This window comes from Chromobacterium sp. INPA-IVC, assembly GCF_059047085.1.
Genome location: NZ_JBTNLS010000002.1, coordinates 293,976 through 308,990 on the forward strand (window position 1 = coordinate 293,976; position 15,015 = coordinate 308,990).

Below are 15,015 nucleotides of genomic sequence, written 5' to 3' on the forward strand. Positions count from 1 at the left end.
ATTGAACATCACGCATTCCAGCCAGCGCGGCGCGCTGGCTTGCCTGTCGCTATGCGTGCTGCTGTCCTCGCTGGGCACCAGCATCGCCAATGTCGCCCTGCCGGAGCTGGCCCGCGCCTTCGGCGTCTCCTTCCAGCAAGTGCAGTGGGTGGTGCTGGCCTACCTGCTCGCCGTCACCTCGCTGGTAGTCGGCGTCGGCCGGCTGGGCGATCTGATCGGCAAGCGCCGGCTGCTGCTGGCCGGCATCCTGCTGTTCAGCCTCGCCTCGCTGGCCGCCGGGCTAGCTTCCTTCCACGGGCTGCTGGCGGCGCGCGCGCTGCAGGGCCTGGGAGCCGCGGCGATGCTGGCGCTGGCGATGGCTTTCGTCGCCGATGTCGCGCCCAAGGCGCAAACCGGCCGCGCGATGGGCTGGCTGGGCAGCATGTCGGCCGTCGGCACCGCGCTCGGCCCCTCGCTGGGCGGCGCGCTGATCGCCGCCTGGGGCTGGCCGGCGATCTTCCTGTTCAACGCGCCGCTGGGCGCCGCCGTCTTCCTGCTCGCGCGGCGCAGCCTGCCGGCCGACGCGCCGACGGCGCGGGCATCCCGTTTCGATTTCGCCGGCGCGCTGCTGCTGGCGCTGACGCTGTCCGCCTACGCGCTGGCGATGACGCTGGGGCGCGGCCGCTTCAGCACGCAGAACCTGGCCTGGCTGCTGGCGGCGGCCGTCGGCGTCGCCGCCTTCCTCCGGGTGGAGGCGCGCGGCGCGGCCCCGCTGGTGCGGATCGACATGCTGCGCGATCCGGCGCTGGGCGGCCCGCTGATCGCCGCGGCGCTGGTGGCCACGGTGATGATGGGCACGCTGGTGGTCGGCCCCTTCCATCTGTCCCGCGCGCTGGGGCTGGACGCGATGGGCGCGGGCCTGGCCATGTCGATGGGGCCGGCGATTTCCATGCTGGCGGGCGTGCCGGCCGGACGCCTGGCCGACCGCTTCGGCGCGAAGCGCGTCAGCCTGGCCGGCCTGGCCGCGATGCTGGCCGGCGCTGCCTTCCTCTCCGCCCTGCCCGCCTCGCTGGGCGTCGCCGGCTACCTGGCGCCGCTGGCGGCATTGACCGTCGGCTACGCGCTGTTCCAGGCCGCCAACAACACCCTGGTCATGGCCGGGCAGCCGGCCGACCGGCGCGGCCTGGCGTCCGGCCTGCTCAATCTGGCGCGCAACCTCGGCCTGGTGACCGGCGCGGCGGCGCTGGGCGCCGTCTTCGCCGCCGCGGCCGGCGGGCCGATCGCCGACGCGCGGCCGGAAGCCGTCGCCTGGGCCACCCGCGCAGTCTTCGCCGTATCCGCGCTGCTGATGGCCGCCGCGATCCTCGCGCTGCGGCGCGGACGGCGGGCCGGGCTCGCGCCGGCGCGCGCCGCTTGAGCGCGGGCCATCCCAGCACCCGCGCCATTTTGGCCTTATCCGGCCGGCGCTATCCGAACCAACGCGCGCGCCAGCCGGCATCGCCCGCCAGCCGCTCCAGATTGTCGGGGCTGGGACGAAGGCAGGGACGCGCGCCCCAGGCGCGGGCGAATGAGGCCGCGGCCGGGGTGAAATACGCCGTCAGCTCGCACTGCAGCCGCCCATCCGTCTCCCTGAGCAGCAACAAGGCCTGCCCGTCGACAACCGGCCGCGCGGCGAAATCGGCCAGCAGGTCGTCCAGCAGCGGCTGGGCGCACAGCCCGTCGCCCAGCGGCAGCGAAAACCAATCGCCGCCGCTCACCGCAGGCGCTCCCTGACCGTTTCCTCATGCAGCAGCACATGGCTGTTGGCCAGCAGATCGCGCAGCGACACCACGCCGATCAGCCGCATGCTGTCCGGGCCGTCCACTACCGGCAGCCGGCTGAACCCCAGCTGCGCCATCCGCCCGGCGGCGTGGCGGGCGCTCATGCCGGCCAGCAACACCTGGGACGGCGACAAGGGTTCGGACCAGATGACGCAGGGCTGCCGGCTGGCCTCCGCCCCCTGCAGCCTTCTGCGCAGCAATAAGCCCACCACCCTGCCGTCGCGCAGCACCGGATAGCCGTTGTGGCCGCGCGGGCCGAAGAATGCCTGCCAGGCGTCCGCCGCCGGCGTCGCGCCGTCTATCGCCACGGCCTCGCGCGTCATCACGTCCGCCACATGCAGCCGCTCCAGCGGATCGACGCTGTATTCCCGGTGGATGTGCAGGCCGCGGCGGGCGATTTTCTCGGTCATGATCGAGCGCTTCAGCGTCAACGCCGTCACGCCGCAGGCGACCACGGTGGTCAGCGTCAGCGGCAGCAGCGCCGAGCCGTCGCCGGTCAGGCCGAAGGCGAACACAATGGCGGTGATGGGCGCGCCCAGCACGCTGCCCAGCACTCCGGCCATGCAGGCCAGCGCCCACAGCTCCGGCGAGCCGCCCGGCAAAGCCGGCGCCAACGCCGCGCCCAGGCCGGCCCCCAGCATCAGCAGCGGCGCCAACACGCCGCCCGAGGTGCCGGAGCCCAAGGCCAGCAGCCAGATCACGGCCTTCACCGCCAGCAGCGCCAGCGCCGCCTCCAGCAACAGCCGGTTGTTCAGCAGGTCGCCGATCACGTCGTAGCCCACGCCCAGCGCGCGCGGCTGCAGCCAGCCGCCGATGCCGACGACCAGGCCGCCCAGCGCCGGCCACCACATCCAGTGCAGCCGCAGCTTGCCGAAGCCATCCTCCACCCGGTACAAGCCCCAGGTCAGCAGGGCCGCCAGGCCGCCGCAGGCCAGTCCGGCCAGCAGGCAGGAACCCAGCGCCGCCAGCGTGGCGGGCGGCGTGTGCAGCGGAAACAGCGGCCCGGCGGCGAAGCACAACGTACGCAGGAAGCCGGCGCAGGCGCAGGCCAGCGCCACCGGCAGCAGGCTGCGCGGACGCAGTTCGAACAACAGCAGCTCCACCGCCAGCAGCACCGCCGCCACCGGCGTGCCAAACACCGCGGTCATCCCGGCGCAGGCGCCGGCCACCAGCAGCGTCTTGCGCTCCGCCGCGGTCAGGTGCAGGCGCTGCGCCAGCAGCGAGCCCAGCGAGCCGCCGGTCATGATGATCGGGCCTTCCGCGCCGAACGGCCCGCCGCTGCCGATGACGATGCCGGACGACAGGGGCTTGAGCAGCGCCACCTTGGGCGACATCCGGCTCTGGCCGAACAGGATGGCTTCCATCGCTTCCGGAATGCCGTGGCCGCGGATCTTGTCGCTGCCGTAACGTGCGATCAGGCCCACCAGCAGGCCGCCCGCCACCGGCGCCGCGATCGCCCACGGCCCCAGCGCGTGGCCGGCCGGTGCGCGTTCGGCCAGCGACAAAGTCTGGTAATAGAACAGATTGGTGCACAGGCGGATCAGGTCCAGCAGGACTACCGCGGCGGCGGTGCTGACCGCGCCGATCAGCAAGGCCATGCCGGACAGCAGCAACAGCCGCCGGTCCACCGAGTAATCGCGTCTCGCCGCACTCATCGTCCACCGTCCCCGTCATTGAAGGCGGTGATGCGCGACACCCGGAACACATCGCGCAGCGAGCGCAGCTCCGCCTCGTGCCGCGCCGCCAGCCGCGCGAGAAAACCCTCGCCGGCCGCGGTCAGATGCACCTCCACCTGGCGGCGGTCATGTTCGCTCTTGCGCCGCGCCGCCAGGCCCTGCTCCTCGCAACGGGTCAGCAACGCCACCGCGCCGTGATGCTGGATCTGCAGCCGCTCGGCCAGCTCGCCCACCGTCGCCCAATCCCGGCCCGGCACGCCGCGCACGTGCAGCAGCAGCAGGTATTGCTGCGGGGTCAGCCCCTCCGCCCGGGCCGCGTTCTCGCTGAAATGCAGGAAGCGCCGCAACTGGTAGCGGAATTCCGACAACGCTTCGTACTGCCGCTTGTCCATGCCGGCGGCCGGCTCGGCGACTTGCTCCATCATGTCTGGCCTCGAATATATATATCACAACATGATATTTATACTTGAGCCCGGCAGGCTCGGCAATATACATCACAATATGATATATATTCGGCCACCCCCACCACGCCGGGACGCTCCCGGCAGCCACGCAATGGAAAACCTGCATCGACAATTGCGCACCTGGCTGCGCGGCTTCTGGCCACAGGCCATCGTCACCAGCCGACGCGACCGGCTGGCCGGCAGCCTGGGTGCGGCTTTCGGCCTGATCGCCACCGCCTGGGTCTGCCACCGCGCGCTGGGCGAGCCCAACCCGTGGTTCATCGCGCCGATGGGCGCTTCCGCGGTGCTGTTGTTCGCCGTGCCCGCCAGCCCGCTGGCCCAGCCCTGGTCCCTCATCGGCGGCAATCTGTGCGCCGCGCTGGTCGGCGTCAGCTGCGCCCGGCTGATAGGCGACCCTGCCCTCGCCGCCGGCATCGCGGCGGCCATCGCCATCGCGCTGATGTTTCCGCTGCGCTGCCTGCATCCGCCCAGCGGCGCGGTGGCGCTGACCGCGGTGCTGGGCGGGCCGGCCGTAGCCCGGCTGGGCTACGGCTTCGTCTGGCATCCGGTGCTGCTCAACTCGCTGCTGCTATTGGCGGCGGCGTTGCTGTTCAATCGCCTGGCCGGCCGGCGCTACCCGCACAGCCCGCCCGCCGCGCCCGCCCCCACGCCGAGCGAGCGCGTCGGCGTCAGCCGCGCCGACCTGCACGCCGCGCTGGCCGAGCGCGGCGAGGTGGTCGACATCAGCGAGGACGATCTGGAGGACATTCTGCAGCGGGCCGAGGAAAGATCGCACCAGCGGCGCTTCGGCGCGTTGCGCTGCGCCGACTTCATGGTGAGCGAGGTATTGAGCGTGGGCGCGGCCGCCAGCAGCGACAAGGCGCTGGCCCTGCTGCGCGACCACCGCTTCGACGCCCTGCCGGTCACCTCGTCCGACGGCAGGCTGCTGGGCGAGATCAGCCTGCGCGAGCTGCTGGCCGCGGCGGGCATGCATCCCGCGCCGCTCGTCGGCCAGTTGATGGACACCAGCCCGCACACCTCGCGCCCGGACGATCCGATCGAGCGGCTGATCCACCCGTTCGCCGACCGCGGCGTGGCGCACAGCATGGTGGTGGACGGCGAAGGACGCCTGCTGGGCCTGGTGGCGCAGGGCGACCTGATCGCGGCGCTGTTCCGCGAGCAGCTGGAGCGGCCCGCCTGAGCGGCCGCCGCCGGGCAGAGGCCACTCAAGGCCCTCAGCGGCCGATGGCTTGCGTCAACGCCGCGCCTATCCTCGCAATCGCCTGGTTGCGCATAGGCATGGAGGCCTTGGTCTGCGTCACGTAGACGCCGAGCAGCCATGGCGCTCTTCCCGGCGGCCAGATCACGGCGATGATGTTCCGCGAGCCATAACCCCCCGCCCCGGTTTTGTCGGCGATCTCCCAGCCTGCCGGCAGCGAAGAACGGAGCAGCTCATCGGCGACCTTGTCCTCCCGCATCCATCGGCCTAGCTTCTCCCTCGACGCCGCCGACAACGCATCGCCCAACATGACCTTTCTCAAGCTGGCGACAACGGCATTGGGCGTGGTGGTGTCCCTCGGATCGCCGGGGGTACCCTCATTCAAGTCGGGCTCGGTGCGGTCCAAGCGGGTCTGCTCGTCGCCGATGCGCCTCATGAAAGCAGTGAAGCCCGCCGGACTGCCAATCGCCTCCAGCACTACATTGGCCGCCGTGTTGTCGCTATAACTCACCGCCGCCTGGCAAACTTCGCCCAGAGTCATGCTCTGCGGCGCCAGCCTTTTCTCCGTGATGGGCGACCAGCCCGCCAGCATGGATTGATCGATCGATGCCGTCTGCTCCAGAGTCGCCTCTTTCCGGTCCACCTTCGCCAGCAGCGCCGCGCACGCGAATGCCTTGAATGTGCTGTTTATCGGAAAACGCTCATCTCCCCGATAACTCCAGGCCTCTCCGCCGCCGGCGTCCAGCACCGCCACGCCGACTCTGGCGCGCAATGTCTTTTCCTCCGCCTGCACGGCCTTTTTCAGGCCATCCACGTCAAACGCATGCGCGGCGGAAACCGCCCAGAAAGGCAGAACGCACGCCGCGCCGATGATCTTTCCCCATGCCAAACCCTTTCCCACTTCAACTCTCCCGGAGTAAACAGACTGATCAGCGATAAACCTCGGATCGGCTTGATATCTTGCAATCGCAAGCCATCCCGACAGGGCTTGTCCAGCCCCTAAGCACGTCCCACGCAATCTATAAACAATCCACCCCGCAGTAAAACCCCCCAGCCGTAACACCCGTAACCCATTCACGCCCCAACCGGAATGCCTGGAGACTCGGCATGCCTCTCTCCGGTCCTCCTCTCGAAAGGCAAACGCATCCGCTCCGCGCCGAAAACGATAGGCCTGATCTTTTTGCGGCCGCCATTCCCAGCCAAACACGGTTGATCAAACCACGCCCCGGAAAAGCAGCGCCGCGCGTGAAATGTCTTTGCACTGGCTCTACGCGTTAGCCAGCGGCGCAGGCGCGCCGCTCCGGGCGCCAAGCACTATATGGCGTAAGCGGCCGCGACCGAAAGCCAGACCGCGCCGGGCCATGCCCTCTGCACGAAGAAATAGAATGCGGAGAACGCCAGCAGGCCGACAATAGACGCCAGGCTCACGGCAGGGGCCATCACGGCCAGCGCGGCCCCGCGCTCGCCCAACCGTCTGGCGGCCGGTCACGCCAGGCATGCCTGCACCAGCGTCTGACAGATGCCGAACACGCCCAGCGACAAGCCGATCCAGAAGCCATTTCACTTGAACGCGTCGCAACCCCACAAAGCCCCGCGAGCGCCGTAAGCCTCCCTGGTGGCGTTCGGAACGAAAAACATCAGGATGACAAGCTGCAGCCCTTTCATCGAACAGACCCAACGTAATGGCCGCAGCAAGTAGAGCGCGGCGGCGGCGATGAAGAGCAGCCGCAGCCAGTAGCCGCCGAGCAGCCCGCCCAACTCTTGCTGGCGATATGGACCGTGGCCCTGATCCAGGCGCGCTCCTTTACAGAGAAACAGGACACGAAGGTAGCCAACGCCGTTTTTCTCGCCATCATTGGCCAAGAGACGATTGACCTGAACACCGCGATGACCGGCACACCTCACGTCTGAGTCCACGCCATGGGCTATCCGCGATAAAAAACAAAGGGGCCAATGGCCCCTTTCCGTTGAGTCCAGCCAATGCCGGAACAGGACTGCCCGACCCTTGCTCGATCAGACCGCCTGCGGATGGACCAGCCGGCGCAGGTCCATCGACAGCCCGGCCAGCTGAGAGGCGGTTTGCAGGGTCTGGGTCGAGCTGGTCTCGGTCTCCTGCGTCGCCTGCGCCACTTCGGACACGGCGGTCCGCACCTGGTCGGCCGCGGTCGCCTGCTGCTTGGTCGACAGCTCGATCTCGCGCACGGCCTCGGTGGTGGTGCCGACCAGATCGGATATCTGCTTGAAAGCCATGGCCACTTCGGCGAACTGGCGCGCCCCGAGGTCTACCGCCTTGGCCCCGCTCTCGGTCGCCATCACCGTGGTGTTGACGGCGCCGCGCACGTCGTCGATCTGGGTGCGGATGTCCTTGGTCGACGCGGCGACCCGATCGGCCAGCTTGCGGATTTCCTCCGCCACCACGGCGAAGCGGCGGCCCGCCTCGCCTGCGCCGCTGGCTTCGATGGTGGCGTTGATGGCCAGGATATTGGTCTGCTCCGCCAGCTCGGACACGATGTCCAGCACCGCGCCTATCTCCTGCGACTTGCGTCCGAGATCAAGCATGTGGCTGACCACCAGATCGGTCTGGCGGCGGATGCCGCCGATGGCCTCCTGGCCTCTTTCCACGGTGCCCACGCCGCTGCGCGCCGCCGCTGCGGTCTGCTCGGCGATCTGCGCCACCCGCTGGGCGCTTTCGGCGATCTGGCGCGAGGTCACGCCCAGTTCGCTGATGGTGGTGCTGATCTCGCTCATCGCGCTGGCCTGCTCCCTGGCCCCGGAAGCCTGCTGGGTGGCAGCCGCCTGCAGCTCCGCCGATGAGCTCTGCACGTGTCCCACCGCGATTCCCAGCCTATCCGTCAGCGAGCGGGTGATGGTGACGCCGGCGCCGATCACGAACAACAGGCACAGGATGGTGCCGACGACGATGGTCATCTTGGCGCTGTTGGAAGTGGCGTCCGAATCCGCCTCGCGCTTCCTCAGCAGCTCGCGCTCATCGCGGCTGATCTGGTCGCACACGGCGCGCAAGGCGTCCATATACTTCTTGCCCTCTCCGGTCAGGACGAGTTTCAGCGCTTCATTGCCATGGCCGGCCTTGCGCAGATCGATGGTGCGCTTGAGCTCGTTGAACTTGCTGTTCACCAGCGTTTCGGCCTGGCTGATCTTGGCCTGCTGCCCGGCATTGTCGGCGCTCAGGGCGCGCAGTTCGGACATCACCGCCGGCACGCCGGCGACGGATGCCTGGAACGGCTCCAGATAGGCGGGGTCGCCGGTGAGCAGATAGCCGCGCTGGCCAGTCTCGGCATCCTTCATCAGGCTGACCAGGCCGGACACATGCTCCAGCACCTTCTGGGTATGGGTGACCGATCCCGCGGTGGCAATCAGCACGCTGATGCTCCAGTACGCCGCGATACCGATCACGATCAGGAAAGCTGACGATACCGTGAAGCCGAATGCCAGCTTCTGGCCGAAGGTTCGGTTTTTATTCATGATTTAGCCACTCCCATTACAGGCGGATCGGTCCGCCTACCCTTGCATTACTCCTGTCCGGAAGTCTGCTGCGGTCCGAGCAGGCGCCTGATCTCTGCCACGAAATTGACATAATCGATCGGCTTCTCGATGTAGCCATCGAAGCCGGCGGCCAGCATGCGCTCGCGGTCGCCCTTCATCACGCAGGCGGTCAAAGCCACCACCGCGATGGCCCGCGTCCGCGGATCGCCCTTGAGGATGGCGACGGCCTCGATGCCGTCCATCTCCGGCATCTGGACGTCCATCAGCACCAGATCCGGCGACTCGCTCCGGGCGATGTCGATGCCGTCGCGCGCGCACTCGGCGCAAAACAGCGTATGGCCTTCGCTTTCCAGCATCATGCTGGTAAGCACCATATTGCCCGGCGTGTCATCGACTATCAGTATGCGTGCCATTGTCCACCTCGCTTGCCAGGCCGGGCGCGGCCGCGGCGGCAATCCGGCGGCGCGCGGCCTGCTGCAGCGCGCGGCCGACCTCGAACAAAAACTGCCGCCGGTCGAAACTGTCTTTTTCCATCACCCGCAGCGCTTGCCCGCTCAAGCGCCGCCTATCGTCCATGCTGACGCTGCCATCGCTCAGCAGCAGGATGGGAACGGCGGCGGCGTTGTGGTTGCGCAGCGCCGCGAGCGCTTCGAAACAGCCGACATCGGACAGCGCCAGGCCGACGATCAGCAAGTCCGGCCTGGCGTCCCGCAACGCCGCCAGGGCAAGCGCGCCGTCGGCATAGCACTGCGCCTTGCAGTTCAAGGCGGCGAGATCGGCGCTCAGCCGCGTGCCGGTGGCCGCGTCGTCGATGATCATCACGGTCGTCGCCTGCGCCCGCGCATCGCCCAAGCCCAAAGCCTGCACCGCGTCGCGCAGGCTCTGGCGCGACACCGGTTTTTGCAGCAACCGCGCGACGCCCATCACACAGGCCTTCATTTCTTCGGCCGCAATGGCGGCGAGCACCACCGGCACGCGCTCCAGCCGGGGATTACGCTTGATTTCGTCCAGCACCGCCCAGCCGCCGCCCTCGGGCGACAGCAGGTCCAGCGCGATCAGATCCGGAACTTCGCCGCGCGCCATCGACAGCGCGGTTTCGGCATCGCGCGCGATGTCCGCCGCGAAGCCGATTCTCTCCAGATGGGCCTGGAGCTGCTCGGCGGCCTTCGCATCGTCCTCCACCACCAGCGCCCGGCGCGGCGCGGCGCTTGGCGGGACCGCCGGCGCGTCCATCCGCAGCGGCAGCCAGATCGAGAACTGCGCGCCAAGGCCCACCGCGCTGCTGACGCCGACCGTGCCCCCGTGCAGCTCCGCCAGCCGGCTGACCAGCGCCAACCCCAGGCCGCTGCCTTCATGCTGGCGCGAGCTGGAAGAATCAAGCTGGCTGAAGGTCTCGAACAGCGCCGGCAGATCGGCGGCGGCGATCCCGCCGCCGCTGTCCAGCACCCGCACTTCCAGAAACTCCTGCTCGGAACCGTCCGGCAGCGGCAGCAGGCGGCTGGCCCAGGCTTCATCCTCGCCGTAGCTAACGTCGCAGCGCTGCGCGCGGTGCAGCGACAGGACCACGCGGCCGCCGTCGCGGCTGAATTTGACCGCATTGGACAGCAGGTTGTAGACCATCTGGCGGAATTTCCGCAGGTCGACCAGCACCGGCTCCAGCGGCTCGCAGGGCAGGAACTCCAGCCCGATGCTCCTCCGCGCCGCGCTGTCCTGCACGATGGACAGGCAGGCGCGCAACACGGCATTGGCGTCGATCGGCTCCAGCCCCAGCTCCATCTTGCCGGCCTCCACCTTGGACAAATCCAGGATGTCGTTGATCAGGCCCAGCAAGTGGCGGCCGCTGGAGAGAATGTGGCCGACGCAGGTGGTCTGCTTGGGGCTGAGCGGCCCGATGACGCCGCGCGACAACAAGTCGGAAAAGCCGATGATGGCGTTGAGCGGCGTGCGCAGCTCGTGCGACATATTGGACAGGAACTCGGATTTGAGCCGGCTGGCCTGCTCCAGATCGCTGTTCTTTCGCTCCAGCTCCGCCAGCAGGATGGCGCGGTTTTCCGCCAGCGCGCGCGCCGCGCGCACCTCGGCCGCCTCCAGCTGCTTGTCCATCAGCTCGGCGCGAATGCGGCGGCTCTCGTCCTCGAACTGCTTGCGCCGCAGCTGGGCCCGCACGCGCGCCTTGAGCACGTCGAACTCGCTCGATTTCAGCACGTAGTCGTCGGCGCCGTTCGACAGGCCCTCGATCATCGCGGCCCGGTCTTCCATCGCCGTCAGCATGATCAGCGGAATGTCGCGCGTAGCCGGATCGCCCTTCAGGCGAGCGCAGGTCTCGCTGCCGGATAGCCCGGGCATCAGGCGGTCCAGCAGCACGCAATCGACGGTTTGCACCTTCAGCAAGGCCAGCGCCTGCTCGCCCGACTCGGCCAGGATCATGTCGTAGCCTTCGTCGCCGAGCACGTCGGCCAGCTGGTGCAGATAGGTCTGGCTGTCGTCCACCGCCAGAATGCGCCGGCCCGCCTGCTGCGGCAACGCGCCGCCTGCGCCGTCGACATTGCGCAGCACCGCCGCCAGCCGCGCCAACAATATGCCGGCGTCGCCATCCTTTTGCACGAAGGCGTCGGCGCCGGCGTCCAGAGCGTAAAGCTCGGCTCCTTCTTCGTCTGCCCCGGTCAGCAGGATGCACGGCACGGTGCGCAAGGCCGGATCCAGCCTCAGCTTGCGCACCACGGCGGCGCCATCGATGCCCGGCAGCATGCGGTCCACCAGCAGCGCCGCGGGCCGGCGCGACGCCATCGCGCGCAGGCCCTCCTCCCCACTATGGGCCAGCGCCACCTGATAGCCTTGCTCGCGCAGCAAGCTTGCAAGTTGCTCGCGGTAAGTCAGGCTGTCGTCGATCACCTGCACCAGCGGCGCGGCGTCGACCGGCACGCCCGCCGCCGCCAGCAACTGCACCGCGCGCGCCACCAGGCGGTCGCGGTCATAGGGCTTGCCGACATAATCATTGGACCCGGTCAGCATGCCGCGTATGCGGTCGCTGACCTGGGCCTCGCTCGACAGCACCAAGACCGGCAGGCCGCCCCCCCCGGCCGTGGCGCGCACTTCGCGCAGCAGGTCGATGCCGTCGCCATCCGGCAGCATGACATCCAGCACCATCAAGCCGACGGCCTGCCGGGCCATCGCAGCGCGGGCTTCGGCCAGCGAGGCGCAGGCGATGGTCGCGATCCCGCGCTCCTCGAACGCCTCCTCGAGATCGGCCCGAACCGTCAGGCTGTCGTCGACGATGAGCACCGGAGCCGTCATGGCGCGCGCCTCGCGGCCAATGCGGCCAGCGCCGGGCCGATGTCGGCCAGCGGCAGGATGCGTTGCGCCGCATTCAGCAGCGCCGCCTCGCGCGGCATGCCGTATACCACGCAGCTGGCCTCATCCTGCGCGATCGTCAATCCGCCGGCGGCGCGCACCGCCAACAGCCCGCGCGCGCCGTCCTGCCCCATGCCGGTCAGCAGCACGGCGGCGGCGGCGGCGCCGTACTCCTGCGCCACCGATTCGAACAGCACGTCGACCGACGGCCGGCACGACAGGCGCTCCGGCCCCGCCTCGCAAACCATCTTGCCGCCGCGCACTTGCAAATGCAGTCCGGGCGCGGCCAGCACCACGCCGCGCGCCGGCAGCGGCTGGCCGTGGCGCGCCAGCCGCACGTCCAGCGCGCAATGGTCGTCCAGCCAGTCGACGAAGGCATGGCCGAAGGGTTCGGCGATATGGATGACCACCAGCAGCGGCAACGGGAAATCGGCGGGCAGGCCGCCCAGCACCTCGACCAGGGCGCTCGGCCCTCCGGTCGACGCCCCCAGCGCCACCAGCCGCATAGACTGCCGCGGCGACGCCGGCGCGCAAGGCGCGATCGGCGGCGCATCCTGCGCGGCGCGGCGGCCGCGCAAATGGGTGACCACCTTGATCTTCGCCACCAGCTTGAGCATGGCCAGATAATGATCGGCCCAGTGGTCCTGCCCGGGCAGCGGCTTCTCGATCACGTCCAGCGCCCCGGCGGCCAGGGCCTCGTAAGTGCGGAACAGCTCGCCGCGGTTGACCGAGGACGAAACCACCAGGATCGGGGTCGGGCAATAGGCCATGATGTACTCGGTGGCGGCCAGCCCGGTCATCACCGGCATCATCATGTCCAGCGAGATGACGTCCGGGCGCAAGGCCAGGCACAGCTCGATGGCCTGCTTGCCGTCCTCGGCCTGGCCGACCAGCTCGAAAGCCGGGTCGGACTCCAGCAACTCGCACAGGTACATGCGCACCGTCAGCGAATCCTCCACCACCAGCACCCGCAATTTCGTCATCGCAGCACCAGCTCCCCGATCTGCGCCAGAAACGCCGTCTGATCGAATTCATTCTTGACAATATAACCATTGGCGCCGGCATCGCTGCCGCGCCGCTTGTGCTCCGCCGTGTCGAGCGAAGTCACCAGCAGCGCCGGGATGTCGCACAGCTGCGGGTCCGAGCGCACTTCGGTGATGAAGCCGAAGCCATCCATGCCCGGCATCTCGACATCGACCAGAAACAAGCCGTAGCGGTTCTGCCGCGCCAGCTCCAGGCCCTCCTCGGCGGAGGCCGCCAGCTCCACCTGGTAGCCGGCCGACTCCAGGATGCTGCTTTCCAGCATGCGGGTGGTCAGCGAATCGTCGACGATCAGGATAGGCGGGCGCGGCGCCGCCGTCTCGCTGTCGCTGCGGCGGACCAGCGCCCCGCCCAGCTCTTCCGGGTCGAGCACCATGCGCGGCTCGCCCTCGATGTCCAGATACAGTCCCAGCACCATCGGATCGGCCGTCATCAGCGGCGGAAGCGCGCGCAACACGACGCTATCCACCCCGCCCAGGCGGCTGGCCGCCACCGCCAGCAGCTCGCCCCGGCTGCGGATGACCACCGCCGTCATCGCGCGCGGCGACCACTGGTGCGCGGCCCGCCCCGCCGCGCCGATGGCCAGCGGCAACAAGGGCAGCAGCTGGCCTTCATATACGATGGCGCCGCCATCCACCGAATGCACCACCTGCTCTTGCGGCACCCGCAGCGTGCCCCGCACCGCATCCAGCGGCAGCGCCATGGTCCGGCCGTCGGCCTCGACCAGCAACACGTCCATCGCCGCCAGCGACAACGGCACGCACAGCTCGAACGTCGTGCCGCCGGCATCGCTGCTGACGCGGGCGACGCCGCCCAGCTTGCCCATCGCGGCGCGCACCACATCCATGCCGATGCCGCGCCCGGACAGCTCGGTCACCGCGCTGCTGGTGCTCACGCCGCCCTCCAGCAGCCTGGCCAGCAAGGCGGCGTCGTCGGCCGGCGGGTGCTGGCCGCGCTTGGCGAGCGCCGCTCTCAGCGCGTCCCGGTCGATGCCGCGGCCATCGTCGCGGAAGCGGAACCACACCATATAGCCTCGCCGCGACACCTCCAGCGCGATTCGGCCGGACGCCGCCTTGCCTGACGCGGCGCGCTGCTCCGGCGTTTCGATGCCGTGCGCCACCGCATTGCGCACCAGCTGAAGCAAGGCGCCCAGCATCACGTCGAGCACCTCGCCGTCTATGCGCAGCTGGCCGCCCCTGGCGTCGAACGCGACTTGCTTGCCGCAACTATGGGCGGCGTCGCGCGCGCAGCGCTCCAGCGTGGTGAAAATACCGTCGACCGGGATCAGGCGCAGCCGCTCGGCGGCGTCGCGGGTTTGGCGCAGCTCGCGGTCGATCCGCTCCGCCCCGCCGGCCATCCTACGCTCCAGCGCGTCGAGCTGCGCCGCCAGCGCCCTGCCGCCCTGAGACGCCCCCTCGCCCGCCAGCGCCAGCTCGCGCAAAGCCTCCAGCGCACCGATGGCTCGCCGTATGCCGGCCAGTTCCGTGCCGATTTCGCCCAGCCCCTCCAGCAATGCATCCACCTCCAGCACATCGGCCCGGACGATGCGCTGCGGCGCATCCTGCGCCGGCAGGACTCCGCTCTCAACCCCGGCGCCAGCTTTATCGACGGCGCCGGCTTGATTGGCGTCGGCCGACGGCAACTGGGCTAGCAGCGTATTCACTTGGTCGCAGGCAGCCAGCAGCTGGTCGATCATGCTGCGAGACAGCGACGTCTCGGACGACCGCAGCGGCGCCAGCAACGCCTCCACGCCATGCAGCAGATCGGCGATCTGCGCCTGGCGCACCACCCGCGCCGCGCCTTTCAGCGTATGGGCCCAGCGCAGCAGCAGCGCGATCTGCTCCTCATCCCCGCCGGTTTGCTCAAGCGCCAGCACGCCCTTGCTCAACTGCTCGACGAGTTCACCCGCCTCGATTCTGAAATAGCGGTAGGGATCTTTAGCCATGGCGGGCTCCCGTGCTGGGCGGAATGGAGGCGCGGCG

12 protein-coding genes are annotated in these 15,015 nt (G+C 69.2%); 2 read left to right on the plus strand and 10 right to left on the minus strand.

Features of this window, described 5'->3' with window-relative positions; genetic code table 11:
- Window position 1: 1 nt before the first annotated feature.
- Window positions 2-1,396: an MFS transporter gene (locus ACX17K_RS04205; protein ID WP_493773821.1), complete on the plus strand. Its 1,395-nt coding sequence runs from the start codon at window positions 2-4 to the stop codon at window positions 1,394-1,396.
- 49 nt (window positions 1,397-1,445) lie between these two features.
- Here ACX17K_RS04205 and ACX17K_RS04210 read toward each other — a convergent pair whose 3' ends face one another.
- Genes ACX17K_RS04210 through ACX17K_RS04220 form a run of 3 tightly spaced genes read right to left on the minus strand, consistent with a single transcriptional unit; the run spans window position 1,446 to window position 3,900 of the window.
- On the minus strand, window positions 1,446-1,736 hold the full coding sequence (locus ACX17K_RS04210) for a hypothetical protein (RefSeq protein ID WP_493773822.1): 291 nt from the start codon (window positions 1,734-1,736) through the stop codon (window positions 1,446-1,448).
- Complete coding sequence (locus tag ACX17K_RS04215; RefSeq protein ID WP_493773823.1) at window positions 1,733-3,454, minus strand: chloride channel protein; 1,722 nt, start codon at window positions 3,452-3,454, stop codon at window positions 1,733-1,735. Before ACX17K_RS04215 ends, ACX17K_RS04210 begins: the two co-directional genes overlap by 4 nt.
- Window positions 3,451-3,900: a MarR family winged helix-turn-helix transcriptional regulator gene (locus tag ACX17K_RS04220; RefSeq protein WP_046159111.1), complete on the minus strand. Its 450-nt coding sequence runs from the start codon at window positions 3,898-3,900 to the stop codon at window positions 3,451-3,453. Before ACX17K_RS04220 ends, ACX17K_RS04215 begins: the two co-directional genes overlap by 4 nt.
- A 130-nt stretch (window positions 3,901-4,030) precedes the next feature.
- Here ACX17K_RS04220 and ACX17K_RS04225 point away from each other — a divergent pair, with 130 nt between their 5' ends.
- Entirely contained in the window at window positions 4,031-5,119 is a 1,089-nt protein-coding gene (locus ACX17K_RS04225) for an HPP family protein (RefSeq protein ID WP_493773824.1), read from the plus strand.
- Between the two features lie 34 nt (window positions 5,120-5,153).
- Here the strand turns inward: ACX17K_RS04225 and bla are convergent, their stop codons facing one another.
- The 7 genes from bla to ACX17K_RS04260 all read right to left on the minus strand — a co-directional run bounded on the left by bla (window position 5,154) and on the right by ACX17K_RS04260 (window position 14,978).
- Window positions 5,154-6,038, minus strand: a complete 885-nt coding sequence (bla, locus tag ACX17K_RS04230) for a class A beta-lactamase (protein ID WP_493773825.1) — start codon at window positions 6,036-6,038, stop codon at window positions 5,154-5,156.
- Window positions 6,039-6,697: 659 nt separating this feature from the next.
- The gene (locus ACX17K_RS04235) at window positions 6,698-7,054 is read right to left on the minus strand and encodes a hypothetical protein (protein WP_493773826.1); all 357 of its coding nucleotides are present in this window, start codon (window positions 7,052-7,054) and stop codon (window positions 6,698-6,700) included.
- Window positions 7,055-7,150: 96 nt separating this feature from the next.
- Entirely contained in the window at window positions 7,151-8,620 is a 1,470-nt protein-coding gene (locus ACX17K_RS04240; protein WP_493773827.1) for a CHASE3 domain-containing protein, read from the minus strand.
- A 47-nt stretch (window positions 8,621-8,667) separates the two neighbouring features.
- Entirely contained in the window at window positions 8,668-9,054 is a 387-nt protein-coding gene (locus ACX17K_RS04245) for a response regulator (protein WP_493773828.1), read from the minus strand.
- Complete coding sequence (locus tag ACX17K_RS04250; protein WP_493773829.1) at window positions 9,029-11,935, minus strand: response regulator; 2,907 nt, start codon at window positions 11,933-11,935, stop codon at window positions 9,029-9,031. The genes ACX17K_RS04245 and ACX17K_RS04250 overlap by 26 nt, the downstream gene beginning before the upstream one ends.
- The gene (gene cheB, locus ACX17K_RS04255) at window positions 11,932-12,975 is read right to left on the minus strand and encodes a chemotaxis-specific protein-glutamate methyltransferase CheB (RefSeq protein WP_493773830.1); all 1,044 of its coding nucleotides are present in this window, start codon (window positions 12,973-12,975) and stop codon (window positions 11,932-11,934) included. The genes ACX17K_RS04250 and cheB overlap by 4 nt, the downstream gene beginning before the upstream one ends.
- Window positions 12,972-14,978 carry a response regulator gene (locus tag ACX17K_RS04260; RefSeq protein WP_493773831.1) on the minus strand — a complete coding sequence of 669 codons (2,007 nt, stop codon included), beginning with the start codon at window positions 14,976-14,978 and terminating at the stop codon, window positions 12,972-12,974. The genes cheB and ACX17K_RS04260 overlap by 4 nt, the downstream gene beginning before the upstream one ends.
- Window positions 14,979-15,015: the final 37 nt, after the last annotated feature.

What these genes read in the sequence shown, in the direction of transcription:
- ACX17K_RS04215 (WP_493773823.1), bottom strand. Translation starts at nt 3,454, where the DNA reads ATGAGTGCGGCGAGACGCGATTACTCGGTGGACCGGCGGCTGTTGCTG.
- ACX17K_RS04220 (WP_046159111.1), bottom strand. Translation starts at nt 3,900, where the DNA reads ATGATGGAGCAAGTCGCCGAGCCGGCCGCCGGCATGGACAAGCGGCAG.
- ACX17K_RS04225 (WP_493773824.1), top strand. Translation starts at nt 4,031, where the DNA reads ATGGAAAACCTGCATCGACAATTGCGCACCTGGCTGCGCGGCTTCTGG.
- ACX17K_RS04240 (WP_493773827.1), bottom strand. Translation starts at nt 8,620, where the DNA reads ATGAATAAAAACCGAACCTTCGGCCAGAAGCTGGCATTCGGCTTCACG.
- ACX17K_RS04245 (WP_493773828.1), bottom strand. Translation starts at nt 9,054, where the DNA reads ATGGCACGCATACTGATAGTCGATGACACGCCGGGCAATATGGTGCTT.
- ACX17K_RS04250 (WP_493773829.1), bottom strand. Translation starts at nt 11,935, where the DNA reads ATGACGGCTCCGGTGCTCATCGTCGACGACAGCCTGACGGTTCGGGCC.
- cheB (WP_493773830.1), bottom strand. Translation starts at nt 12,975, where the DNA reads ATGACGAAATTGCGGGTGCTGGTGGTGGAGGATTCGCTGACGGTGCGC.
- ACX17K_RS04260 (WP_493773831.1), bottom strand. Translation starts at nt 14,978, where the DNA reads ATGGCTAAAGATCCCTACCGCTATTTCAGAATCGAGGCGGGTGAACTC.